Origin of the sequence: Pseudomonas sp. ME-P-057, assembly GCF_030208975.1 — a bacterium.
GTDB classification, from domain to species: Bacteria; Pseudomonadota; Gammaproteobacteria; order Pseudomonadales; family Pseudomonadaceae; genus Aquipseudomonas; species Aquipseudomonas lutea.
The window spans coordinates 310,141-334,457 of sequence record NZ_JARVSX010000011.1; the positions used below are offsets into that span (position 1 = coordinate 310,141).

Annotated in this window: 19 protein-coding genes; 2 read left to right on the forward strand and 17 right to left on the reverse strand. The window is 60.7% G+C overall.

The window, feature by feature from the left end; translation table 11 throughout:
* Nucleotides 1-318: 318 nt before the first annotated feature.
* The 16 genes from QRN48_RS05710 to tssA all read right to left on the reverse strand — a co-directional run bounded on the left by QRN48_RS05710 (nt 319) and on the right by tssA (nt 20,829).
* Nucleotides 319-1,296: a serine/threonine-protein kinase gene (locus QRN48_RS05710; protein ID WP_285349363.1), complete on the reverse strand. Its 978-nt coding sequence runs from the start codon at nt 1,294-1,296 to the stop codon at nt 319-321.
* Nucleotides 1,293-2,021: a PP2C family protein-serine/threonine phosphatase gene (locus QRN48_RS05715; protein WP_191943733.1), complete on the reverse strand. Its 729-nt coding sequence runs from the start codon at nt 2,019-2,021 to the stop codon at nt 1,293-1,295. Before QRN48_RS05715 ends, QRN48_RS05710 begins: the two co-directional genes overlap by 4 nt.
* Complete coding sequence (gene tssM, locus QRN48_RS05720; RefSeq protein ID WP_285349364.1) at nt 2,021-5,545, reverse strand: type VI secretion system membrane subunit TssM; 3,525 nt, start codon at nt 5,543-5,545, stop codon at nt 2,021-2,023. The genes QRN48_RS05715 and tssM overlap by 1 nt, the downstream gene beginning before the upstream one ends.
* Before the next feature lie 13 nt (nt 5,546-5,558).
* Nucleotides 5,559-6,452 (reverse strand): type IVB secretion system protein IcmH/DotU, encoded by an 894-nt coding sequence (gene icmH, locus QRN48_RS05725; RefSeq protein ID WP_285349365.1) that lies wholly within the window; start codon nt 6,450-6,452, stop codon nt 5,559-5,561.
* 5 nt (nt 6,453-6,457) lie between these two features.
* Nucleotides 6,458-7,789 (reverse strand): type VI secretion system baseplate subunit TssK, encoded by a 1,332-nt coding sequence (gene tssK, locus QRN48_RS05730; protein ID WP_285349367.1) that lies wholly within the window; start codon nt 7,787-7,789, stop codon nt 6,458-6,460.
* Nucleotides 7,786-8,289, reverse strand: coding sequence for a type VI secretion system lipoprotein TssJ (gene tssJ / locus QRN48_RS05735; protein WP_285349369.1), 504 nt, complete (start codon nt 8,287-8,289; stop codon nt 7,786-7,788). Before tssJ ends, tssK begins: the two co-directional genes overlap by 4 nt.
* A 5-nt stretch (nt 8,290-8,294) precedes the next feature.
* Nucleotides 8,295-9,506, reverse strand: a complete 1,212-nt coding sequence (gene tagH / locus QRN48_RS05740) for a type VI secretion system-associated FHA domain protein TagH (RefSeq protein ID WP_191943728.1) — start codon at nt 9,504-9,506, stop codon at nt 8,295-8,297.
* Between the two features lie 15 nt (nt 9,507-9,521).
* Nucleotides 9,522-9,662: a type VI secretion protein gene (locus QRN48_RS05745; RefSeq protein WP_191943727.1), complete on the reverse strand. Its 141-nt coding sequence runs from the start codon at nt 9,660-9,662 to the stop codon at nt 9,522-9,524.
* 79 nt (nt 9,663-9,741) lie between these two features.
* On the reverse strand, nt 9,742-11,259 hold the full coding sequence (locus tag QRN48_RS05750; RefSeq protein ID WP_285349372.1) for a sigma-54-dependent Fis family transcriptional regulator: 1,518 nt from the start codon (nt 11,257-11,259) through the stop codon (nt 9,742-9,744).
* Between the two features lie 10 nt (nt 11,260-11,269).
* Nucleotides 11,270-13,933, reverse strand: a complete 2,664-nt coding sequence (gene tssH, locus QRN48_RS05755) for a type VI secretion system ATPase TssH (RefSeq protein WP_285349374.1) — start codon at nt 13,931-13,933, stop codon at nt 11,270-11,272.
* Nucleotides 13,930-14,952: a type VI secretion system baseplate subunit TssG gene (gene tssG / locus QRN48_RS05760; protein WP_191943724.1), complete on the reverse strand. Its 1,023-nt coding sequence runs from the start codon at nt 14,950-14,952 to the stop codon at nt 13,930-13,932. The genes tssH and tssG overlap by 4 nt, the downstream gene beginning before the upstream one ends.
* Complete coding sequence (gene tssF, locus QRN48_RS05765; protein WP_285349376.1) at nt 14,916-16,703, reverse strand: type VI secretion system baseplate subunit TssF; 1,788 nt, start codon at nt 16,701-16,703, stop codon at nt 14,916-14,918. The genes tssG and tssF overlap by 37 nt, the downstream gene beginning before the upstream one ends.
* Before the next feature lie 113 nt (nt 16,704-16,816).
* The gene (gene tssE / locus QRN48_RS05770; protein ID WP_191943722.1) at nt 16,817-17,227 is read right to left on the reverse strand and encodes a type VI secretion system baseplate subunit TssE; all 411 of its coding nucleotides are present in this window, start codon (nt 17,225-17,227) and stop codon (nt 16,817-16,819) included.
* A 13-nt stretch (nt 17,228-17,240) separates the two neighbouring features.
* Nucleotides 17,241-18,716, reverse strand: a complete 1,476-nt coding sequence (gene tssC, locus QRN48_RS05775) for a type VI secretion system contractile sheath large subunit (RefSeq protein WP_191943721.1) — start codon at nt 18,714-18,716, stop codon at nt 17,241-17,243.
* A gap of 26 nt (nt 18,717-18,742) precedes the next feature.
* Nucleotides 18,743-19,246: a type VI secretion system contractile sheath small subunit gene (tssB, locus tag QRN48_RS05780; RefSeq protein ID WP_285349379.1), complete on the reverse strand. Its 504-nt coding sequence runs from the start codon at nt 19,244-19,246 to the stop codon at nt 18,743-18,745.
* Nucleotides 19,247-19,272: 26 nt separating this feature from the next.
* Entirely contained in the window at nt 19,273-20,829 is a 1,557-nt protein-coding gene (gene tssA, locus QRN48_RS05785) for a type VI secretion system protein TssA (RefSeq protein WP_285349381.1), read from the reverse strand.
* A 587-nt stretch (nt 20,830-21,416) separates the two neighbouring features.
* Between tssA and QRN48_RS05790 the strand changes: the two genes are divergently transcribed.
* Nucleotides 21,417-21,935, forward strand: coding sequence for an Hcp family type VI secretion system effector (locus QRN48_RS05790; RefSeq protein ID WP_285349382.1), 519 nt, complete (start codon nt 21,417-21,419; stop codon nt 21,933-21,935).
* Between the two features lie 52 nt (nt 21,936-21,987).
* On the opposite strand, the gene QRN48_RS05795 is transcribed toward QRN48_RS05790, so the two are convergent.
* Nucleotides 21,988-23,205, reverse strand: a complete 1,218-nt coding sequence (locus QRN48_RS05795; RefSeq protein WP_285349384.1) for an aspartate aminotransferase family protein — start codon at nt 23,203-23,205, stop codon at nt 21,988-21,990.
* Nucleotides 23,206-23,303: 98 nt separating this feature from the next.
* Here QRN48_RS05795 and QRN48_RS05800 point away from each other — a divergent pair, with 98 nt between their 5' ends.
* A complete protein-coding gene (locus tag QRN48_RS05800; protein WP_285349421.1) occupies nt 23,304-24,206 on the forward strand; it encodes a LysR family transcriptional regulator in 903 nt (300 codons plus the stop codon).
* Nucleotides 24,207-24,317 lie beyond the last annotated feature (111 nt).

A 24,317-nucleotide genomic window follows, 5' to 3' on the forward strand; every position in this document is an offset into this window, starting at 1 on the left:
TTCCGGCTGAAGCCGGACCTACTGAAAAGCAATCGCGTGGATCCTTTGGGACCGGCATTGGAACGCGGTTGGTCTTGTGGAACCGGCTTGAGCCGGGAAGGCGTCGGGCGTCACGATGCGAAACTGACGGTGCGTCCAAGGGCCTCTTCCCGGCTGAAGCCGGTCCCACTGAAAAGCTATCGCGTGGATCCTTTGGGACCGGCATTGGAACGATGTTGGTCTTGTGGGACCGGCTTTAGCCGGGAAGAGGCCAGCGGCAACACCATCATGTTTGATCTCCACACCTGCCCAACGACCAGCAACGGCGCTTGGTCAGCGTCACCGGCTCGACCCTTGCCACCACCTGAGTGAGCGAATCGAGAAAACGTCACGCAGTTGTCCAGCCGTTATCGTACGAGCGGCGACGTCGAAGGCCAGCGCCTGCCGCAAGGCCGGCCAGCAGCGTTTGGGTAGGTTGTCGGGGGGACGCAGCTCACGGTCCAGGTGTTCATCGCGGGCCTGGGTTGAAAGGAGCCGTCGGAAGGGATGCCTGCCGCTCGCCAGCTCGTAGATCAGGCACGCCACTCCATAGACGTCAGCGCTGGCCGAAAGCCGTTGATGCTCCAGCAATTCCGGTGCCGCATAGCCCGGCGTCCAGGCATCGAACCGCTCGCGGCTGAGGTGCGGTAGACCGGGCAGCACACCCTCTTCGGCCCGGCTCAAACCGAAATCGAACAGGCGCACCCCCTCCTCGGTAAGCATCACGTTACTGGGCTTCATGTCGCCATGAACCACGCCGCGCGCATGAACGTAGGCCAGTGCGTCGAGGAGCGGCAGCACGATCTCACGCAGCTCCTTCCATGGCAGCCCCAGAGGTCGCTCACAGAGCAGCTGGTCGAGCGTCATGCCGTGAAGCAGTTCCATGGTGATGAAGGCGCGTTGGCTTGAGGCGTCGACGTGAAACGCATACAAACGGAGGACATGATCGTGGCGCAAATGTTGGGTCAGACGAAACTCGCTGTAGAGCAGAGCGCTGGCGTCCGGGGTCTCAGAAAACGCCTCGTTGAGGACCTTGAGCGCGACGTAGGGATGCGGGTCCTCATACTGCTCGGCGAGCAGGTCGCGGGCGCGGTAGACGGCGCCCATTCCGCCAGCGCCTAGCAAGCGCTCGATGCGATAGCGACTGGCGAGGACGTCGTGCATCGCAGCAAGGCTCGATGGTACGGCCGCCGGTCCGCGTCGATGTGGAGGCGCGAAAGCAAGATAGGTGAGATCGCCGTCGCTGGCGTCGTCACCGGGGTGCGCGGCGTCAGTCATTGACGTATGACCACCGCGGTCAGGTTGTCCCTGGCCGCTCCCCGCAACGCGAAGTCAAACAAGCGTTGCAGTGCCTTTTCGGGGACAGCGAGGTTGAGCGCCCGGCCCAGGGCATCGCTGCTCATGCCTTGGTAAAGCCCGTCACTGCAGAGCAAGAATGCATCGCCCGGAAGCACTTCAAGCTCAAGCACCTCCAACGCCAGTCGCTCGCCAGCGCCTACTGCGCGGGTCAGGGCGTGCGCGCCCGGGTGCGCCTTGGCCTGACGGACATTCATCTGCTGCTCGTCGATCAGTTGTTGCTGTAGGGAGTGGTCTCGGGACAGTTGATACAACCGCTGACCACGCCATAAATAGCATCGGCTATCGCCCGCCCAGACACATGCCGCCCGGCGTTGCTCAAGCAGCAGCGCGACCACCGTGCTGCCAATGATATTGTCGCGCCGATCCGGGCTGACCGTCATTTCCTGGCCGAGTCGGCGGTTCAACCAATGCAGGCATTGCCTGATGCGAATGACGCGATCATCGAAACCCAAGTGCAGGGGCAGCGCTGCCAGGCTGGCCACAATCATCTGGCTGGCAATGTCGCCGCCCTGATGCCCGCCCATGCCATCGGCGACAGCCCAGAGGCCGTGTTCGGGACAATTCAAAAACGCATCCTCGTTTCGCGCCCGAACCTTGCCGGTATGGGTCCGGCCGGCACTGCGCCACTGACTGCCAGTGCCCATCAAAGCTGCGCCGGCATGCGCAACCGTCGCAGCGCGGACAGGTCGAACGGATTGGGGGAACGCTGACTGGTCAGCACATAGCTTGCACGCAGCCCGCCGACGTCGGCCTTGAGGACCAACACATCACGACCGCTCAGTTCTTCACGCTCCATCGAATCCAGCAAACGAAACAGTGACCACGGGCCGGTGCTTTCTTCGATGCCCAGAGGACGACCGACCATTCGGTCGAGGACCAGGCTGGTTCGGCCGGCGTCGGCATCCGTGGGCCACTTGAACGACACCGCAACGATAGGCCCGTGGCGGTACTCAAGGGTTTTATCGCCGAGCTTGAATTCGGAACGGCTCACGGAAGAGTCCAGGGTATGAGGTTCAAGCTTGAACTGCACTTGAGGCTCGGCGGGGTCGTCTGCGAAAAAACCTTGACGAATGACCCGAACGGCAGCCATTTGCTCGAGATAAACCCGGGAGACCGGCAAGCTTTGCCCGTCGATGCTGCGCAGGCGCAAGGTGCCTGCCTCGCCGCTCACGAACGGGCGCATGAAGCTGTCGAAGAAACGCTCGGCAAGCCCTTGAACCTTGAAGAACTCCCGAAAATCACCCAGCGCCACGTCACTGACGCTGTCGGCCTTGAACGGATAGCGCTTGCTGATCGCCTTGGCGTAGAAGCCGTACACCTCGCTCTGGTAACGCTGGTTGATATGCCGATAAGCATCGTTGAGCACCAGCCGCCAGGCATCTTCAGCCAAGGCGTTGAACCACGTTCCCACTGGCCGCGGCAGGCGACTGGATGCAGCGCGCAGGCTGCCGAGTGCATCGCGCTGACCACCCATGCGGGACTTGGCCATCTCAAATGCGGCCTGCTCGGGTGAGCCGGCCTGGCCCAGGCTCGCCATCTGCATTTGCAGCTCGTTCAGCATGCCCAGAACTGGCAGTAGATCGGCCGCTGGCCCATCTTTGTCGTCGAGCAGGCGGTGCAAGGGATCAAACCGGTTTTGCAGCGATTTGCGCGCCGTATCGGGAATTGCCGCCCTTGGCGCGTCCGTTGTCTTGCTGATGACGGCTACCGTTTTGCCCGCAGCGCCATCTTTGTCCTTGGGCTGCGCTTTGGCGTCAACGGCAGCGGTCAGGGTTTCGGCGAGGGGGGTGAAGCGGGTGTGCTCGCGGACTTCGCGCAGCAGATTGACCACCGGGGAATGCGCCGACGTCAGGCCGGCCAACTGTTGCGCGCCGTCGACAAAATCGTAGGGGCCGGCAAGCTCGACGGCGCTGATGGCTTCGCCCCACTGATCAGCGTAATCCCGAAAGTAAAGCTGCTCCAGTTCGACCATCAGACGACGCATGTCCATGTCGCTGAGGCCGGAGCCCTCACCCAGCACCCAGTTGTCACGCAGGATATCGGCAACCACGCGAGCGCCCTGCAGCGAAAAATACTGCTGGTAGCCCTGACGGGTGTAGAACCCAGGGATCACGGCATCCGTGCCGACAAACATTGCCGCTTGCGGGCCCAGATGCTGGTCGAAACTATAGGCCGGCAAGCTCGCCGCCTGCTCGCGCAGCATCCGATAGACCACCGTCGCCAGGGACTCACTGCGCAATACCTGGCGGGCCTGGGCCACTCGCTGATCATTGAGCACATGCACGAAAGGCAGCTTCAGCAGTCGCTCAAAATGGCCGTTCAGCCTGTTTTGCACCGCGGCGTCCTCGGGGTAAAGGGCCGACCAGTCGGCGGCGACTTCATCTTTGAGCCAAGCCGCGTCGCGCCGGTCTTTCATCCCTAGCATCAGATAAGCGCGCAGGCGTTTAAGCAGTCCCTCGCGGCTATCCAGATGGGCGACCATCTGGCCTTCCAGCATTGCCGCGACCTGTGGCAGCAGCTGAGACTCCAGCTCACGTTCGTAGGCTTGCGCGATCACGCGATTGACGGCTTCTCCCTGATACAGACCGCCGCGCGCCTGATACCCGACTTGCCCTTTATCAGCAAACACCTGGGTCGCCGCATAGCCGGTGTCGAGGGTTTCAAGCATGGCCAGCAAGGTGTCCTGTGGCTTCGGCGCCGAACGTTGTTCGGCCCATGCACGGGCAAGCTCACCGACGCGATCCAGCCGGTCGTAGTTGAAGGAAAAACTCCCGACCCAGAGCATGCCAAATAGCGCGAGTGCCACGATCGCACCCACGTACAGCATGCGCTGCGCCCAGTGAATGCGCTGTTGCTCGCGGATGTCGAGGCCCGCAAGGTCTGCCTCCGGAAAAATCACTCGGCTGAGCAGGTGATGGATAAAGCGCGCCCTGCTGTTGCGCAGGGTCGCCACTTGCCCCAACGGGATGCCTGGAGGGGGCGCCATGCCCCCGCCGAAGGCGGCTTCCTGCTGAGCTGTGAGTGTTGCGCAGGTCAGATAGAAGCCGCGCAACTGGCTTGCAGGCTGGTAGCGAGTGCCCGTGAACGCCAGCTCCACGAAAAGACAGAGCTGTTCGCCGATGCTGCTCAGTTGGCACGGGAAGTCGAGTATGAGTCCTCGTCGCGAGGGATCACGTTCCTGGTGAATACGGGTGATCACCTGATTGTTCAGACCCAGCAAAAGCGCGCCGAACTCATCGCGCAAGACGCCCGCATCGGTGCCGTTCTGCCCTTTGCTGAAGCTGGTACCGAGCACCTGGTCGCTCTCGTCAGCAGTCAAAGTGTCGAAAAACTCGGAGAAGCCAGGAAGGCTGTCGGCCTTGCTCAATACCAGGTACACCGGCACTTCGAGGTGCAGCTTCTGATGGACCTCCTGCAAACGTGCTCGCACCTGCCGCGCAACGGTTTCGAGGGCGAGCTCGCTGCCGTTGAGTAACAGGTCGACAGGTAACGTGACCAGCACACCATTAAGCGGGCGACGACGACGGTGCTTGCGCAACAGACCCAGCAACGCCGTCCAGGCATTGCGGTCGACATCCTGACCAGGCTGGGTCAGGTACCGGCCAGGGGTATCCAGGAGCACGCCACTATTGGCGAAGTACCAGTCGCAGTGGCGAGTGGCTTGAGGGTTTCGGCTGAGCGTGCGCTCAAGCTTGTTCAACGGAAAATCAAGCCCCGAGCATTCCAGCAAGGTGGTTTTTCCACTGCCCTCGGGGCCGATCAGCAGGTACCACGGCAAGTCAGCACGCCCGTGTTCACGACGGCCGCGATACAGGCTCGAGGTTTTCAGTGTCTTCTGCGCATCACTGAATCGCGAGCGAAGTTCGGCCTGTTCCTCATCCTGCCGGTCGTCGGTCAGGCTGCGCGCCTGACCGATTTCGCTGCCTTCGACGGCCTTTTCAGCCACTCCCGCCCGCCAACCGACATAGACCATTGCCAGCCCCCAGGACAGGAACAGTGCGCTGATGGTCAGCAAGCGGGAGCTGGCACTCTCCCAGAACTTCCGCTCATCGACGGCCAACACCGGCCCCAAGACCCAGACAAACAGCGCCAGGCATAACACCAACAGCAGTGTCCACATCCATGTCTGACGCAACAACGCGCCGGTTTTCTTGAAAAGCTCTTTCATCACACGTCTCTGTTTACGGCTGCGGTTGCAGTTGTGATTGCGATTGCGGGTCAACTGCGGTCTGGTCCAGGAGTTGATAAGGCTGCAGAACGGCTTCACGGTGCTCGCCCAGCACCCAGGCGAAGCCCGAATACATCACGACCAGACAGACGACAACGAGCGTGACCACCGTCCATGCGGGAACAACGTGCACAAGGCTGCTGCGCCGGCCACTTAACCCTTGCCAATGGGGAGAGAACTCTCGGGGTGCGTCACCGCGCAGGTGGCGGATTTGCCGATACAACGCGTCGCGAATACTTTCAAGTTCCACCACACCACGGGTCTGCACGCGGTATCGGCCCTCAAACCCCAGGGAAAGGCACAGGTACATCAGCTCCAGCATCGGCAAGTGCTTCACCGGATTTTTCGAGAGCCGATCCAGTAGCTGGAAAAACTTTTCGCCACCGAAGGTTTCATTGTGGAAGCCGCTAAGCAGACTCATCTGCGACCACTCGCTTTCGTTGCCCCATGCAGTGGTGACCACCGCCTCATCCAGCACTGTGCACAGCACATAACGGGCGCCCATGACCTGACTGCCCTCCACACCGTTATGCAACGCCCGCACCTCGAAGGATTTAAGCGCGTGTGTCAGGTGATCGTTGAGGGTGGCCATGTCTTGCGGGTCCTCGACGCGCTTGAGGCGCACCAATTCGGACAACAACTCGGACGCCGCCGCCACGAGCGGATTCATGCCCACGTTGAACACCTGCGATGCAGGCAGATGCGCGGCATACACCATGCGTTCTTCGAGCTGCTCGAACCGCGGCGGCGCGGTGGAATCCGTCATGGGGCCTGTCGAGGGTCCATGACCCTGCCGACTGACCAGCACGGTTTTATCATCCTGGTGGTAATCGCTACCCCTGCTCATGTCGGTCAGCTCCTGATGGCCCAGAATTTGAGCTCCAGCTCGGGAAACTCGCCGGATACGTGAAACGCAAAGCCGCCTGAACGTTCGAGCTGGGCCAGGTCTTCGGCGGTCAGGTCGAGAACGAACCAGGTTTTTTTGGAGTGGAAGGCAATTTGCCGCGGCGCCACCGGCAGCGGGGTTAGCTTGATGCCCGGCAAATGCAGGTTTACCAGTTGGCGGATACGCTCCACCGGTGCCACCTTGAGGTGCGCGGGCAAGCGATGGCGCAGTTCCTCGGAATCACAGTGAGCGCTGGCGGCCAGCACAAACGAAGCCGAACCCAGCAGCGTGTGGTCATGCAACGGCGAGACGCTGATGCCGTACTGGCGCGCTTGCAGGGCCAACTCGACGGCATGTTGTTCAAGCACCATGGACAGCATTTGCCGCAGAGCGTCCATCAGTTTGCGGAAGCTCTCACCTTGATCATTGTGTTGATAGCGGCTGTCCAGACGTGGTCGTCTGTTTTCGCTCGAAAAGGTCGCCAAGTCGCCGAGCAGCGTCAACAACGTGCGGTAGAGTTCTTCTGGATGCACCTGCTCAATGCCCAGGTAATGGCGCAGCAGCAACTCTGCCCGGTTGATCAATTGCAGCATCATGAAGTCGCCGATCTCCGCGCTGGCCACCGTGCCACTGCAGCGAATGCGCTCGGCAATCGTGTCGCCACGGTGACTGAGCATGCCGATGACTTCCTTGACGCAGGACAGCAGGTAACTGGACGCGTGGGCTTGGAGGTAGGTGGGGACGAAATCCGATGCGAGAGTGACCACACCGTCCGGACTGGTGTCCAGCACCTGGCAGATTTTCAGCCTCACGAAAGCCTGGTCGCTTTGCTGTTCACCGAGCAGCAGCCTGAAGTCGGGGCGGCCACAGCTGACCTGGCACACCGCGTCATCACCGGCGTTCGAATCGGCGACCTGGGTTTCATACGCGGTGTAGCGCGCCAGAACATCAGTCTGCTCACCCCGGCGTGACTCGACATGATTGCCAGTAACCAACGGCAGCGCCAGATAAACAGGCGTGTCGGCGGTATTGGGCGGAACGTCCAGGGCCAGGGACTCCTTGCTGCCGCCCAGGTCGAACAGGCTGCCGTCGGGCAGGACGCCGGACGCCCGGCTGATCACCAGTTTGCCCATATGGAGAAACTGCACGTCGATGTCCAAAGTGATAAAGCCCCAGACATAGCCGCCCATTAATCGGGTGCGGGTTTTTATCTGGTAATCGTGGTAACGATCGTTGTGCTGCAAGTGCTGCGGGCGCAGCAACATGCCCTCCTGCCAGATGACTTTGTGGGCGTTCATGGGTTTTCCGTCTCGGCCAGCGCTTCTCGTGAAAGGCGAATGCCACTTTGATCAAGGGTAAGATCGATCTTCGTCGTCTCGGGCGCTGCAACACGATGCGTTGAGCGCCACACGGTTTGGGACAGGTCGCGATAGGCCGCGACCACACCGACATAGCGAGTGCCACGGTGTACGCTGAGCTTCAGTTCAAGCGTCTCGCCGGGGCGTAGCTCCAGCTCCTCGCTGGCGACCATGTCGGGCGCGAGGGTTTCTTTGGCCCGCTCATAAAGACTGAAAAAATCGGCATTTTCGAAAGCGACCGCGTGGTTGAGCTCGTAGAGCCGTAACACGATGGGCGACGGGCGCCCGTTCAGATCAGGATTCAGTTGATCGCTGGCAGTGAGCCGGAGGTCGAGCTTGGTCAGTCGTGAATAGGGAGACAGCGTCGAGCAGCCTGCCAGCAGCACACACACGGCCAATGCAGTCAGCGCGCCTGAGACGCGAGTGGAACGACAAAACATGTGTTTCATCCCTGGTGGCCACTGCGGAGGGTGGCGATCAATCGGATCTGCTCTTCATAAGCCTGAGCGAAGTCGCGCGCCATCAGACGCTCGCTCCAGTCGTTGTCCTGACGCAGGGCCTGGTGATAGCGGCCGTAGGCCCTCCATCGACTGCCTGAGGTCGGGAACAACGGCGGTTTGTCGCGCTCGAAGCGCAGGATCAGCTGTTCCGGCGAGAAGTGCTCCAGGGTGGCGCGAACGGCGGCGCGGCTGGCCGCCATCAACGCCACCTGATGCGCCTGCACGTCGTTGCAGGCCCGGGACACCGCCTGCTCGCCCGGCAGTTGGCCGGGTTTGTGGGATGTCAACAATGCCGCCAGGGCTTGTGGCGCATCAACGGCCGATTTCAGCGGGTTGCCTTGTGCGCCCTGCACCGTGGTCTGCGACAGGCGCAGTTCGTTTTTGAGTTCGCTGCGCGTGTGCAGAATCTGCTGCAGCCCGGCGACACTCAGCCTCAGCAAGCGACCTGCATCCACGGCCAGAGCTTCCCGGGCATCCTGATCGAGATGGCCGAGTTCAATGCCGAGGGCCGCAGAGAACTGCGTCCAGAACTCGCCGCCATGGGCTCTGGTTGTGGCCGTCGATGTAGCGTGATCAACGCTGGGGGCCGATGGTTCTGCAGGCGCCTCGACCAGTTCCGGCACGCGCAAGCTTTCCATATCCACCCGGGCATAGTCCGCACGATGGGAGCCATTGCTGACGCCAGCCGGGGGTGAAATCAGCTCGTCGATGTCCGAGTGAACACGTTCCTGCTGGTCGAGCGCATTCAGCGGGTCGAGGTCAAGAAAGGAATCATCGGGGATGATGCATCCGGCTGTGTCTGCAGGCGCCGCTTGCCGGTCGGATGAAGCTGAGCCCCGGGTGAGCCGTGCGCGAATTTCAAAATCGCCAATCACATACCCGCTGCCGTGATCAATGCGAATCGCCTGGCCCTTGGGCAACCGCTGGCCACTGTCGGCATCCATCACGCCGTTGCTGCTGGTGTCAGTCAGAAAAAAAGCGTTGTCGTTGCAGCTGATCGTCAGGTGGCGGTGTGACAGGTGCCGGGTGCGGTCGGGGATGACCCAGTCGCAGTCCTCTCCCCTCCCAATCACGCCGCCTCCCGCCCCGAATGTCATCCGGTACGACTGCGCTGGCACAAACTGCCGCGCGCTGTGCATTTCCAGAACCAGTTCCATGTTGATACTCCTGGGTCAATAGCCGCGGTTCGCCGGCTGCGGGTCACCCAGAGGGCGGTACAGGTTGTCGTTGAACTTGTAATTGCCGGCACAACCCGAGAGGCCGGATAACAGAAGAAGGGTCAATAGAACGGCTTGCCGATGACGAGCAGACATCAGGTGGTCTCCAGAGCTGAGCACGCGGCGCCAATGCCTGGCACCCTCGAAAATGGACAGGGGATGACGCGTTTGCTGACTAGGCATTCACGTCACCCGGATTGATATTCAGACGGGCCAGCCGGTACAGGAGCGTGCGCCGGGGCAAGCCGAGCTTGCGCGCGGACAAGCTTTGATTGCCCCGGTTTTTGCGCAGGCAATCGAGCAGCAGACCGCGCTCGATATGCTCGAGGCGTTCGCGCAGGTTCAGGTGGGTGTCGTCAGCCACCGGGGCACGGGTGAGGCCGAAATGCTCGGCGAGCAACTCCCCGCCCTCGCACAGCAGAACGGCGCGTTCAACCAAACCCTTGAGCTCTCTGACATTCCCCGGAAAAGCGTAACCACACAGTTGATCAAGCGCTGCATCCGACCAGCTCAGTGCATGGCGCTGCAGAGACGCACAGGCCTGGTCAGCGAAATGACGGGCCAGCTCAATGATGTCCTCGCCGCGCTCGCGCAACGGCGGCAACTCGATCGGGAACTGCATGAGCCGGTAGTAGAGGTCCTCGCGGAACGTGCCCTCCCGAACCATAAGCGACAGATCGCGGTGCGTCGCTGCAACAATGCGCACGTCGACCTTGTGGGTGTCATTGGAGCCAAGCGGCCGGACTTCACCTTCCTGCAAAACACGCAGGAGCTTGGCCTGCACCGACAGCGGCATGTCGCCGACTTCATCCAGCAACAACGTGCCGCCATTGGCTGCGTCGAATAGCCCTGGACGATTGCGCAAAGCGCCGGTGAACGCCCCTTTGCAATAGCCGAACAACTCGCTTTCCAGAAGGCTCTCCGGCAACGCCGCGCAGTTCTGCACGATGAATGCCTGTGAGCGACGCGGGCCGCAGTCATGGATGGCCCGCGCGACCACTTCCTTGCCGGTGCCCGTTTCACCGCGCAGCAGCACGGTGTATGAGCTCTGCACGACCTTGCCAATCATCGAGCCGGTCTGGCGTATGGCAGGGCTCTTGCCCATCAGCCCGTAGGCACTGACGCTTGGCAAGCAGACGCGACGCGGCGGTGAACCATTGGCAGGTAGCCTCGTCCGTTGAAGCAGCTGCAGCTGCCCCAGCACGAAGCCGCCCAACCGGGCGAGTGAATCGGCAAAGCCGCGCAGTTCCAGAATTCGGCTGCTTGCGCAGACCAGCAAACCGTGGCCGGTGCCTGGACGGCCTGTGATCGGGATGCACAGCAACGACTGCCAGGCGGTGTCACGAGGCGGCAAAAAACGGGTCTCGTGCAGACTATTGGCGAGATCGGAGAAGCACACGACCCGGTCCTGACGCAACGCAAAACTCAACAGCTGCTCACCGCTGCCATCCACCGACAGACTGGGCGCTTCACGCGGCTGCAAACTGCCGTCCAGGCACTCGGCAGCCATGAACAGCCGGTCTTCAGTGGCGTCTACGCTGTACAGCTGGGCCAGTTCGCAGCCGCTCAGCCTCGCCAGGCCGGATACGAGACCGCTCAACAGCGAGGCCTCATCGACCGCACGTGCGAGGCTGCCGAACTCTTCGAGCAAGGCTTCGGCATAGGCCAGTGCCTGCGGCACCTGACTGAACATTGCTCCCATCTCAGGCAATCTCACACGTCACGCAGTTGCTGTGATCAAGCGTTGCATGGACACGCGTGAGACGTTGGCCTGCCGCCATTGCATCCAGTAGCCGATCAGCCACCTGCGGCAGGACATGAAGTTCCAGCAACTGGTCAATCAAACGCGCTCCACTGTCACTTTGGCTGCAGCGCTCAGCCAGATGGTCGACCAGCGTCTCGGAAAAAGTGAAGTCCAGCCGACGACGGTTCAGACGCTCGCCCATATTTTGCAGCTTGATCTCAATCAGCTCGCGCAACACCGAATCGCTGACCGGGTAATAAGGCACCACACGCATGCGCGCCAGTAAGGCTGGCTTGAAATGCCGGGCAAGCAGTGGACGAATATGTTCCTCAAGGACCTGCGCTGATGGGCGCGCGCCGCCTGCGCAAAGCTCGCTGATGCGTTCACTTCCCAGGTTCGAGGTCATCAGAATCAACGTGTTGCGAAAGTTGATCTCGCGCCCCTCCCCATCATTCGCCATGCCCTTGTCAAAGATCTGATAGAACAGGTTCATGACATCCGGGTCTGCTTTCTCGACTTCATCGAGAAGGACCACCGAGTAGGGTTTCTGCCGTACGGCTTCAGTCAGCATGCCGCCTTCGCCATACCCTACGTACCCGGGCGGCGCGCCGATCAGACGGGAGACAGTGTGCTTTTCCTGAAATTCGGACATGTTGATGGTAGTGATGAACCGCTCACCGCCGTACAGCAAATCGGCAAGCGCCAGAGCAGTTTCGGTCTTGCCGACACCGCTTGGGCCTACCAGCAGAAATACACCGGCTGGCGCTTCAGGCTTGCCGAGGCCGGCAGCAGCAGCGCGCATCGAACGATCCAGCGCGTTAACCGCCTGCTCCTGCCCCCGAATGCGGGTGCGCAGGTCGGTGGCAAAACTGGCGACTCTGGCGTTGTGCTCGCGGGCGATCTGCGCCAGCGGCACGCCCGTCCAGGCGCTGACCACTTCGGCGACGAGACGCGGGCAGACTTCGTAGCTGACCAGACGTTCGCAGGTCTGGGCCTGACCCAATGCCTGGTGGACGTTATCCAGCGCCCGTTGCATATCCTCGACGCTGTGGGCTTCCTCGATGGACAAGGTGTCGCCTGCCGCAACTGTGGCATCTCGCTTAACCCCCACAGCTGCCCCGGGGGGCTCAGCATCATCAACAGCAGCATCATGGGCCAGCGCGAGTTGCCGACGCAGTTCGAGCAAGCGCTCGGCCAACGCCTTCTGTTCACACCATTGCGCCTCAAGCAAACGCCTTTCTTCGTCCGCAGCGCACAGGCGCCCTTCCAGCGTCTGCAATGCGGTCTGGTCGATGGATAACCCCGCTTCGGCGTCACGTCGCTGTGCCTGACACTGGCGCTTGCCTTCAGCCATTTCGCTGCGCAGAAGCTCCAGCCGTTGCGGCGCAGCGGCCAGACTGATGCGAACCCGCGCACAGGCGGTATCAAGCACATCGACTGCCTTGTCCGGCAATTGCCGGCCGGCCAGATAGCGGGCAGACAACTCGGCCGCGGCGACCACTGCATCGTCACGCAAATAGACACCGTGGCTTCGTTCGTAGGCATGCGCGAGGCCACGAAGAATGGTTACGGCTTCGTCGACGGTGGGTTCGTGAAGTCGCACGGGCTGGAAACGACGGGCAAGCGCCGGGTCCTTTTCAAAGTATTTTTTGTACTCGCCCCAAGTGGTTGCAGCAATGGTGCGCAACTCCCCGCGAGCCAGTGCGGGCTTGAGCAGGTTGGCCGCATCGGAGCCGCCTGCGTCTGCACCCGCACCAATGAGGGTGTGGGCCTCGTCGATAAACAACACGATTGCCGCTGGGGACGCCTTGATCTCCTCGATCAGGCCATTGAGGCGTCGCTCGAACTCGCCTTTGAGGCTGGCGCCGGCTTGCAACATGCCCATGTCGAGCGCCAGCAGTTCCACGCCGTGCAGCGCCTGCGGCACTTCACCCGCAACGATGCGCGATGCCAGGCCTTCAACGACGGCAGTCTTGCCAACACCGGCCTCACCGACCACGATCGGATTGTTTTTGCGCCGGCGGGCCAGAATATCGATCATTTGACGGATCGCTTCGTCGCGGCAAAGCACCGGGTCGAGTTTGCCGTCCCGCGCCTGCTGGGTAAGATTGTGAGTGAAGCGAGTCAGTAGCGATTCCGCGCCAACGGCCTGCTTTTGATTGTCGGCATCGGCATTGCGAGAGAGCGCGAAGGCTTTCAAGCGCTCGGTGTCGAGCCTGGCAAGCAATGCCTGATAGCGAGTGCCCGCGTAGCGCAAGGGGTTGCGCATCAGCGAGAGGATCAGTGCTGCCTCCCCGACGTGGGTCTGTCCCAGATCAAGGTTGGCCACCAGCAATGCATCCTGCAGCCACTGCATCAACTCAGGCGCGAATACCGGATTGCGCGACGCGCTGTTTTCAGTCTTCAGGTGCAGCGTTGCGCTGAACTCGGCCGCGTCCAGGCCGGCATCCTGCAGGGCGCAAACAAGCAGGCCGTGCGGTCGGTCCATCAGGCCCAGCAACAGGTCCTCAATGAGGATTTTGCTGCCGCCGCGCGATACACAGCGTTCGGCCGCGTGTTCCAGATCGCGACGGCTTTGGGCGTCGAGCGCCTGAATGAGTTGTTGCAGGTTGAGGGTATTCATCGTTCGGCCGTCCTTAATGTTTTACTGCTCAGCGTCACTACACCGTCCGCGTAATCGCGGCCCAGCCAACTGGTCCACCCCAGACGACAGGTGTTCTGCTCAGCGAGGCGTAACTCACGGATTTCTTCCTGTCGCAGCACCAGGCGTACGTCGTAGTCCATGGGGTCGCGCAGCGTGAATCGAACCAGTGCGCACAGCGGCCGGTAGCTCGCCCCGATCGGAAGAAACTCATGGAATCGCCCCCAGCCAAGTTCGCGAATGTGTATGCGAAACTTGCCGCTGCGATCACGCACGCGGTTGCCCAGGACCAGGTCTTCGCCGAGGTTGCTGTTGGCCCGCCCCAGGCCGTTGCGTTGCTCAACGAGGACTTCCACGCTGCGCTCGATGCATTGCTCGATCGTCACCCCGCCGTGCTTGAAGTAGTAACGCAGGACCGATTCGATCAGCGCCGCCGAGTGAGCTCTGAGGCTGAGCAAACCCAGATAAGGCAGCAGGCGCTTCCAGTTCAGCTCGCGGTCGCTTCGTATTTGCTCGCTGCCCAAACCGATGAGGGCGAAGAGTTGCGATGAAAACGGGTCGGTCGCGCCGCGTTCAAAGCGGGCGTGGTAGCGATACTTCTTCCAGATCGGCAACATCAGCCGATGCAGTCGATGGTGAAAGAGGTCGAGAAACTGCCGGGTCGGGTTGCCCTCTTCGCTGTCGCCCAAGGCTTGTTCGCTGTAGAACGCAGGCAAGGGCGAGGCGGAGCCGACCAACCCTGGCAGGTTGAAACGCAGGCGTGCTCGGGTCAGCCCTGATTCCTCAAAAAACTCCACGCGATCCACGTCGCTTCCGGGAAACCCAAGGCTCGGGTTGGCCTGAAATTCGAGTTGGTCGTACAGGTCGTCATCACTCAGGTGCGGGTGCTCAACGCGTAGCCGGTCGAGGACCAGCAGAACCGCCTGGAACAGCGAATATTCGCGGATGCCCTGGCTCAATTCGTTCATAGCAGGGGCTGCTGGCCCATACGGGACGTCCATTGGTATACCTGTCCCGGTATGCTGATCACCCGCAGTTCGTGATACGAATTGAGGCTGGCGTAAAGCGCGAAGAACTCATTCAGCACCGAGCCGAATACGAACAGATCACCCTCTCCGATGTAGCCCTGTGGGTCGATGGTCAGCTCAGTGCGCAAACCACGTACGGGCAGCCCCCTGTACAACCTGTCGACGTGCTGGTGCTTGATTGCCTTGAGGCCGCCAAGCAACCGCTTGCTGATCTTTTCTGCGTGCGGGTCGTAATAGCGCGGCAGGTCGTAGGTTTCGAGTATCACTTTCAACGCGTCGACGTCGGCCAGCGACAGGTAGTTGAGCGACATGTTGCTGATCAGCTTCCACAGGAAGTCCTGATTCAGCGGCGGCGCGTAACTCTGGGTCGCCGGGGTGATGTTGCGAAAAGTCAGAAACTCCGGCGTCTGTTCGCAGGGAATGCAAATGTCACCCAGCTTGAGTCTGCGCGGCAGGTTCTGGTTGGTGCACATCAGCTCGATCGAGAGGGTTTCGCTGGCTTGGGCCTGACGCATGCTGAAGCTCAGATACGTATCGAGCCCATCGTGAAGCGACGATGGCCGCTGGCGAATGCTGTAATGGGCACGACTGGCCGGCACGTCGAAGCTGGGGTCATGTTCAAAGGATTCAAAGGGGACATAGCGTTGGTAACCCAGCCCGCCAGGCTTCCAGCCAGTCACGCTGTCAATCGAGAAAACGCCGCAGTGCTCCGGCGCATACACAGCCGGCAACAACAGGTATTCGTCCTGTTTGCCATCCAGGCGTATGGGCGAGGCGTCGTGCTTGAACAGATTGACAATGGGCGTGCAATGGAGCCTCACGTTGTCCAGCGTAGGTCGCACACGCTGGACGGGACTCTTGCGAATATCGAAGCGCAACTCAAAGCCGCGCACTTGCTTGATGACGTCTGGCGCCAACGTCGCGAGGCAGTTCAGGCCGTCGATGTCGACGAACAGAAATTTGTCCTGGAACGCAAAGTACTCTTGCAGATACCGATACCCCCGAAAAGTGTTCAAGGGATAAGGGATCATCGCTTCTTCTTCGGCGAATCCCACTGGCTGCGCGCCAGTGCTCGGCAGTCTGAACGCGATGGGCATGCCATCAACGGCATTGAGCGGCTTGCCGGCGGCGTCCAGCGGAACCAGCTCAATGCCTTCCAGGTCGTGCAGCAGGCTCAGGTAGAGCATCTGACTGATATAGCGCTCCCCCGCGAGGTGAAGGCGCAAGCCGGTCAATGCCAGTTCCCCCACATGACCGTCGGCGGTCATTTCCAGGCGCAGGCACAACAGCGACCGTTCGCCCTTCGCCGAATAGGTTAACGAAGCCAGATCGAGCGCTTGTACATCGGTGGTGTAGCAAGTGCGGAAGCGGCACGGCACCCCGTCAATCGCAACGCTGTCGACCGGCGTGTCCCGGTGGACCTTGAGCGCAGGCCCTGCCAGGGTCGACGGATCGAACTGCAGAATGCTGAACGCAGGTAACGGGCGCATGTAGTTGGGCCATAGCAGCTGCATCAGTGAATGAGTGAGCTCCGGAAGCTCATCGTCGAGCTTCTGGCGCAGGCGTCCGGTCAGGAACGCGAATCCCTCCAGCAACCGCTCTACGTCCGGATCGCGGCCGGCCTGCCCCAGGAATGGCGCCAAGGCGGGGCTGCGCTCGGCAAACTGACGACCCAACTGGCGGAGGGCAGTGAGTTCGCTTTGGTAGTAATGGTTGAAAGACACGGATTACCTTCAAGCAGAGCGGTTTGATTTTCAGCGTGATGCTGGCTACATGCATGGCGAGATGCTTCATGGAGGGGGCGCAATAACGCAGCTTGGCTCTGTCGGCTGTGGTCTTAGCAACTGACCAGAACCTGCCCGCTCCCCTCCAGGCGCGCGGCGAAAGTTGCCTGACGCCTGACTCCCTCTATTTCCAGCAAGCCCTCGATCCTGAAAGCCAGTCGAAGCTGATCGTTGCCGTGTTCCAGTGAAATAACCTGGACGTTGCTCAGGCGCGGCTCGTACGCCTCGATAAAGACTTCGATTGCCAGCCGTGCCTGCGTCAGCGAGTCGTGAAGGCTCAAGCGCATGTCATTGAGGTCAGGCAGCCCATAGTCGGAAAGCGTCTGAACACCTCCCGCTCGTGTGCTGAGCATCTTCGCCAGATGGCCCGCCACCGAGGCCATGGCTGAATCTTCGCGGGTCCAGCCGGCGCGTTTGTCAGCATCGCCACCCAGACGCTCGAAAAGGCTGCCATAGCCCGTCATGCGCTGATCCCCGTCACTCCTTGTCCAACTTGCCAACCAGTGACAGGGTGAAATCGGCGCCCATGTATTTGAAGTGCGGCCGCACGTTCAAGCTCACGCGGTACCAGCCAGGCTCGCCTTCGACGTCACTGACGACGATCTGGGCGGCGCGCAGCGGTCGGCGCCCACGGACTTCAGCGCTTGGGTTTTCCTGATCGGCGACGTACTGGCGGATCCATTTATTGAGCTCCAGCTCCAGGTCGGTGCGCTCTTTCCATGAACCGAGTTGCTCGCGTTGCAGCACTTTCAGGTAGTGAGCCAGGCGGTTGACGATCATCATGTAGGGCAGCTGGGTGCCGAGCTTGTAGTTGAGCTCCGCCGCCCTGCCTTCCGCGCTGTTGCCAAAGAATTTGGGCTTTTGCACCGAGCTCGCCGAAAAGAACGCGGCGTTGTCGGAGCCCTTGCGCATGGTCAGGGAAATGAACCCCTCCTGCGCAAGCTCGTATTCGCGACGATCGCTCACCAGAACCTCTGTTGGGATCTTGGTTTCGATTTCGCCCATGCTTTCATAGTGATGCAGCGGCAGGTCTTCGACGGCGCCACCGCTTTGTGGGCCGATGATGTTCGGACACCAGCGGAACCTGGCGAAGCTGTCGGTCAGCCGCGTGCCGAATGCGTACGCTGTGTTGCCCCACAGATAGTGCTCATGACTGTGGGCAACCGTCTCCTTGTAGACGAACGACTTGACCGGGTTTTCTTCGGGATCGTAGGGATTGCGCAGCAGAAAACGCGGCACTGTCAGACCTACGTAGCGAGCGTCTTCCGACTGGCGGAAACTTTGCCATTTGGCGAATTGCGGGCCGTCGAAATGATCCTTCAGATCTTTCAGGTCAGGCAGGCCGGTGAAGCTTTCCAGGCCGAAGAATTTCGGGCCGGCAGCGGCAATGAACGGCGCGTGGGACATGCAGGCGACGCTTGAGACATATTGCATCAGCTTCACGTCTGGTGAGCTTGGAGACATAAAGTAATTGGCGATAATGGCGCCCACAGGCTGGCCGCCAAACTGGCCATACTCTGCGCTGTAGATATGCTTGTAGAGCCCCGCTTGCATGACCTCCGGCGAGTCTTCGAAATCCTCCAGCAAGTCGCTCTTGGACACGTTGAGGATTTCTATTTTGATGTTCTCGCGGAAATTGGTGCGTTCCACCAACAACTGCAGGCCGCGCCATGCCGATTCCAGGGCCTGGAAATTCGGGTGATGCAGGATCTCGTCCATCTGACGGCTTAGCCTGGCGTCGATTTCGGCGATCATGCGGTCAACCATCGCCTTCTTGACCGGCTCTCCGGCGTTCTGAGGTTTGAGCAGCTCTTCAATGAACGCTGACACACCGCGTTTGGCAATGTCGTAGGCGTCGTCGTCGCGGGTCAGACGGGTCTCGGCGATAATGCTGTCGAGAATGCTGTGCTCGCGGGTCTCTTTGCTGTGCTGCTGAACAGGAATGGTGCTCACGGTGTTGCTCCTTGGATGGCAGTGACTCAGTCGTCCCGGGATGTGGCGTTCAAGCCCAATTCACCCAGCACTCGCCCTCGGGACTCATCGTCGGCGAGGACGCCTTCAATGGCTTTGCGGAACGCCGGTGCATTGCCCAGCGGCCCCTTGAGCGCTACCAGGGCGTCGCGCAGCTCCATCAACTTGCGCAGTTCCGGCAACTGATCCACCAGTGAGGCCGGGTTGAAATCCTTCATCGTGTTCACCTTCAACTGCACGCCAAGCTCCTCACCGTCTTTCGCTTCCTGCAGGCGATTGGGGACGCTCAGCGTCAGGCTCAAGGCTTGCTTGGCGAGCACGTCATCAAAGGTCATTTTGTCGATGCTGATAGGCTTTCGCTCTTCCAGCTTGCGGTCGTCCTTGCGCAGGGTGTAATCGCCAATCGCGAGCAGCTTGAGCGGCAGTTCGATCTCTTCCTGCGCACCGCCAGTGGCCGGCTTGAATGTGACGTTGATACGTTCCTTGGGGGCTACCGAGCCTTCTTTGGCCATGGTGTCTCTCCTAGCGATTAGGGCCTTTAGGCCTGTTCAAGTGCCACTTCCAGATCGAGGTGGCACAGCCTGCGATAAACCTGGTCCTTGTGATCACGCACGCCTTGGTTGAGAGGCAACAACGCAAGGCAGCTGTGCAATAACTGCAGAACTTGCAGCGCGAGATCGGGCTCCCAGGCATCGAGGCCTGACTGCTCAAGTGTCTGGTCAAGGGTTTCGAGTTGGGTTTTGGCCAGTTCATAACGCCTGGCCGTGAAGCACAGCCGCGCGAGAGAGAGCTGCCAGAAAAAGCGCGCCCGCTTGCCATGGGCGCTGCGCATCCCGTGCTTGAGAATGCGCACTGCAGACTTGAGCCCGTCCTGGCTCAGCACCGACAGCGCATCGCTCAGCGCGCACTCCCATGGAAGCTGCGCACCAGCAGCTTCGACAGAGGGGGGCACAACGGCGCACTGCAGGCAAGGCATGACACTGCCGGAGATCCAGGCTTTGGTCGCAGCGTCTGCAAACGGCACGCCGTCGTGAAATCGCAGCTCGGTGACACCCGGCAGGCGCTGAAGAAACAACGCAAAGTGGAGTTCGACCTCACGCATTGCCGCGTCTGCATGCACGCCTTGCAGGCACTCCCAGACCATTCGTTGACCGTCGAACCAGAACGGTGCCTTGGCCAGACTTGCTTCAAGTTCGACAAGCAGATCGGCATAGCGCCGGTGCTCGTACTTGTCCTGATAAATCTTGAGCCTGTCGGCCGGGAGCCCGCGCAGCGCGGTGATCTGCTCTGTGTTGCTCTCGGGCATCGACTCGATAAGCAGCCAGGGCAAGCTGCGGTTGAGGCGCAACGCGCGCACGTCGCCGACTTTCTGATCGAGCCACCAGCCGCATAAAGGGCGTGCGCTCTCCTGCAACTGACGCAGGCATTTATGGGCATCTTTCTCACTTTGGACCGTCGAGCCCGGGGCAGTCTTGGGCGTGGCGCTTTGCTGGGGCTGTACGGGAGTGGCGCCCTGGGCTTGCGGCAGCGTGTCGGCTGCGGGCTGAACGAGGATTCGTATCCGCCTGCAGATGGGCAAAAGAGGCGGAGCGTCAGCATCCAGATGCCGGGCAAACACCTGATCGAGGCTTTCAAGCACTGCAATGAGGCGATCGCCCAGGGCCGGCTGCTCACTGAGCACAAGGTTGTCGTCAAGCATCCGTTCGATACGGGGGAAAAGCCAATGGATGGCGGCGCAACGGGTGCGTTGCTTTACGGGATGAATGTCAAACCAATGATTGGCGCAAAGCTCATGGATGAGTCCGAGCCCCGCCACCAGCCCGGGAAAGGATTCGCGCTGGTAAAGCGCCCATGTCAACCACGCACCGATGCGCAGATCCTTGGACTGGGTGGCGAGGAGTATTTCGCTTTGCTCACGGACCTTCACCCAGTCGACCTGTCCGCCGTCATGCATGGATTGCGCTTTACTCAGCTCACTTTCCAGCGACTCGTATTCGCTTGAATAACGAACGTCCTTACCCGCGAAGTTCTCTTTGGATATAGAGACCTTGGCGAGTTCCAGACAATGTGCGGAAAGTGCGCATGAGTGAGGCATATACATTCAACTAAACATGAGTATTTGGAAGGAAGTGCTCTGCCGTTTGGATAGAACAAAACAGATACGTTATTTATTCGGCAAGGTGTAACAAAACGTCTACAGGGCAGAGGCCGCAGATACTACGGAGCACAACTAACACTATCAAGTGCTAGATAAGCGAGGCTAGCAGACAATTAGTGTAGGAAATTTCTCCAGGTTTCTTGGCCGGCCACTCATAACCTCCAGCACTTAACCCAAAGAATCACCCCTGACCCCATACGCGGCCGAGGCTGCCACCATAAAGCCGGTATGCGCAGCAACCTGCCCTACGAAGGGCGGTGAAAAGACGACGCATCGGCGCGAACGACTTATGCGGCAGTGCTCTTGAGTCAGTGCGCAGGATATTGCGCAGTGCCGGGTGACTAACTGCGCATATGCACCCTTTTGAATAACCTCTTTAGAGGGCGACATTGTCGCTGCGCATTTAAATTGAGGAGTTAATGGCCAAATTTGGTTAGCTGGCATGACACTTGATAAAACACATCGCGCCCACTCGGTGAATCGTCTGGTGGGTATTCCGTTTATGCAAATCAAGGAGCAACATAATGGCCACACCCGCTTATATGTCCATCACGGGCACCAAACAAGGTCTTATCACTGCGGGGGCTTTCACTGCTGATTCAGTGGGCAACACTTATCAGGAGGGGCATGAAGATCAGGTCATGGTTCAGGGGTTCAAGCATGAAGTGATAATCCCGCGCGACCCGCAATCCGGCCAACCGACCGGGCAGCGCGTGCATAAGCCGGTGAAAATCACCAAGGTCTTCGACAAGTCGTCTCCCCTGCTTCTGGCGGCGTTGACGTCAGGCGAGCGCCTGACCGAAATCACCATCCAGTGGTACCGTACATCCGCTGCCGGCACCCAGGAGCACTACTACACCACGAAGCTGGAAGATGCGATCATCGTCGGCATCAACGATTACATGCACAATTGCCAAGACCCTTCCAACGCGCATTTCACTCATTTGGAAGATGTGGAATTCACTTACCGAAAAATCACCTGGACCCACGAGGTCTGCGGTACTTCTGGCTCCGATGACTGGCGCTCGCCGGTTGCCGGCTAAGCACAACTAGGCACAGCCAGGCAAACCTCGATGCCGGTAACGGTGTCGAGGTTTAGCGCATCGGCGTTCCTGAGGGACCATGTTCCTCCACTGAACGCCACTCCCCCAATGCCCCCACTACCCCCGCGACAATCCTGTCCACATCCGCCTCATCGATAATCAACGGCGGCAGCAGCCGGATGGTCTGTCCGCGCGTAACATTGATCAACAGGCCATACTCCCGGGCCGCGATCAGACACAGGTCACGCACCGGCCGTTTCAACTCAACACCGATCATCAGCCCCAATCCCCGTACGTCCGCCACCTCGGGGTGCCCGGCCAATGCGTCGCGCAACCCCGCCAGCAGGCGTGCGCCCTGAACCGCTGCGTTGTGCAACAGCCCCTGTTCTTCAACGATGTCCAGCACCGTGCAGCCCACACGGCACGCCAGCGGGTTGCCGCCGAACGTGCTGCCGTGACTGCCAGGGGTGAACAACCGCGCGACCGCCGCCGTCGCCAGACACGCGCCAATGGGGATGCCATTGCCCAGCGCCTTTGCCAGCGTGATGACGTCGGGCGCGATGCCCTCGTGCTGAAACGCGAACCAGCGGCCGGTGCGGCCGATACCGGTCTGGATTTCGTCGAGCATCAACAACCAGGCGTTGTGGGTGCAATGGGCGCGCAAGGCTTGCAGATACCCCGGCGGGGGCACCGCCACGCCGCCTTCTCCCTGAATTGGCTCAACCAGGACCGCGACGATGCGTTCGCCGTACAACCGTGTCGCGCGCTCGACCGCGGCCATGTCGCCGAACGCAACTTTGACGAACTCCCCGGACATCGGCTGATAGCCGAGCCGTGCGGCACCGTTGTCGCTGGCCGATAAGGTGCCGAGGGTGCGGCCATGGAACGCATTGTCCATGACCATCACCAGGGGATGTTCAATGCCCTTGGCCCAGCCGCACAAACGCGCCAGCTTGAGCGCCGTCTCGTTGGCTTCGGCACCCGAGTTATTGAAGAAAACCTGCTCCAGCCCCGACAACTGCGTCAGCCGGTGGGCCAGTTTCTGTTGCCACTCGATGCGGTAATGGTTGGAGGTGTGCAGGAGCATCCCGGCCTGCTCGCTGATGGCGGTAACGATTTTCGGGTGACTGTGGCCCACATTGGTCACGGCAACACCCGCTACGGCGTCCAGATATTGCCGCCCGCTGTCATCCCACAGTCGAGCGCCCTCGCCGCGCACGAAGCTCAAGGCCATCGGTTTGTAGGTGTTCATCAGGCAGGCGGCGGTCATGGCGGTGGCTCCATCAGGGGAATGATGGCCAGTATCGTTAGCCGCCTCTGGTGTATAAAGGGGGCTGGACTTCAATGACTTTAAATCAGGGCTTGATAATGGACGTGTTTCTGGCCATGACCGTGTTCGTTAAAGTGGTGGAAGGTGGCAGCATGACGGCGGCCGCGCGCGAGTGCGAAATGTCCACGACCATGGTGGGCAACCATCTCAAAGCATTGGAGCAAAGGCTGGGTGTGAGCCTGCTGCAGCGCACCACTCGACGACAGAATCTGACGGAGTTCGGCCTGCAGTATTACCGGCGCTGCGTCGAGGTGCTGGGGCTGGTCAACGATTCCGAACGCATGGCCGAGCAGGCCCAGACCGAGCCCAGCGGCACTTTGCGCATTACCGCACCGCCTGCATTTGGTGCTGAGCGGGTGTCGCCCATGCTCAGCGACTTCGTCCAGCGCTATCCGCAGATCAAGGTCGAGGTCGTGCTCAGCAACCAAACCATGGACTTGGTCGAGCACGGATTCGACGCAGCCATCAGGCTCGGCACGCCAGAGTCATCAGCGTTGATTGCGCGCCCGTTGCAGGATTACACCCTGACCATCTGCGCAGCGCCCGCCTACCTCGAACGCTGCGGCACGCCCACGTCAGTTCATGACCTGCGCGAGCACAACTGCCTGGCCTTCGCCTATCCGGCGGGTGACGACTGGCGGGCCAGCGAGAAACTCTGGCGCCTTACAGGCCCCGAGGGCGTGCTGGAAACTCCTGTGTCAGGGAACATGATTGTCAACAGCACCCCGGCATTGCGCCAGGCGGCGGTCGCCGGCATGGGCGTGACGATGCTGCCGGACGTGCTGATCAGCGAGGACCTGGCAAGCGGAAAGCTCGTGCCCCTGCTGCAGGACTATCGGCCGCCCAGCCGTTCGCTATGGCTGATGTACGCGCAAGACCGCTATCGGTTGCCGAAGGTGCGGCAATTTGTCGAACACGCCCTGCTCGCCTGGGGCAAATAACCCCCCGCCCTATGGGCCGCCTCCCTCTCGTTGCTGCCGCATCAACTGTGCCCTCGCGCAACAGTCGCCGAGCCAGTCAATCAGGCTCGTGGGCCTCGTCGCCGGCAAAGT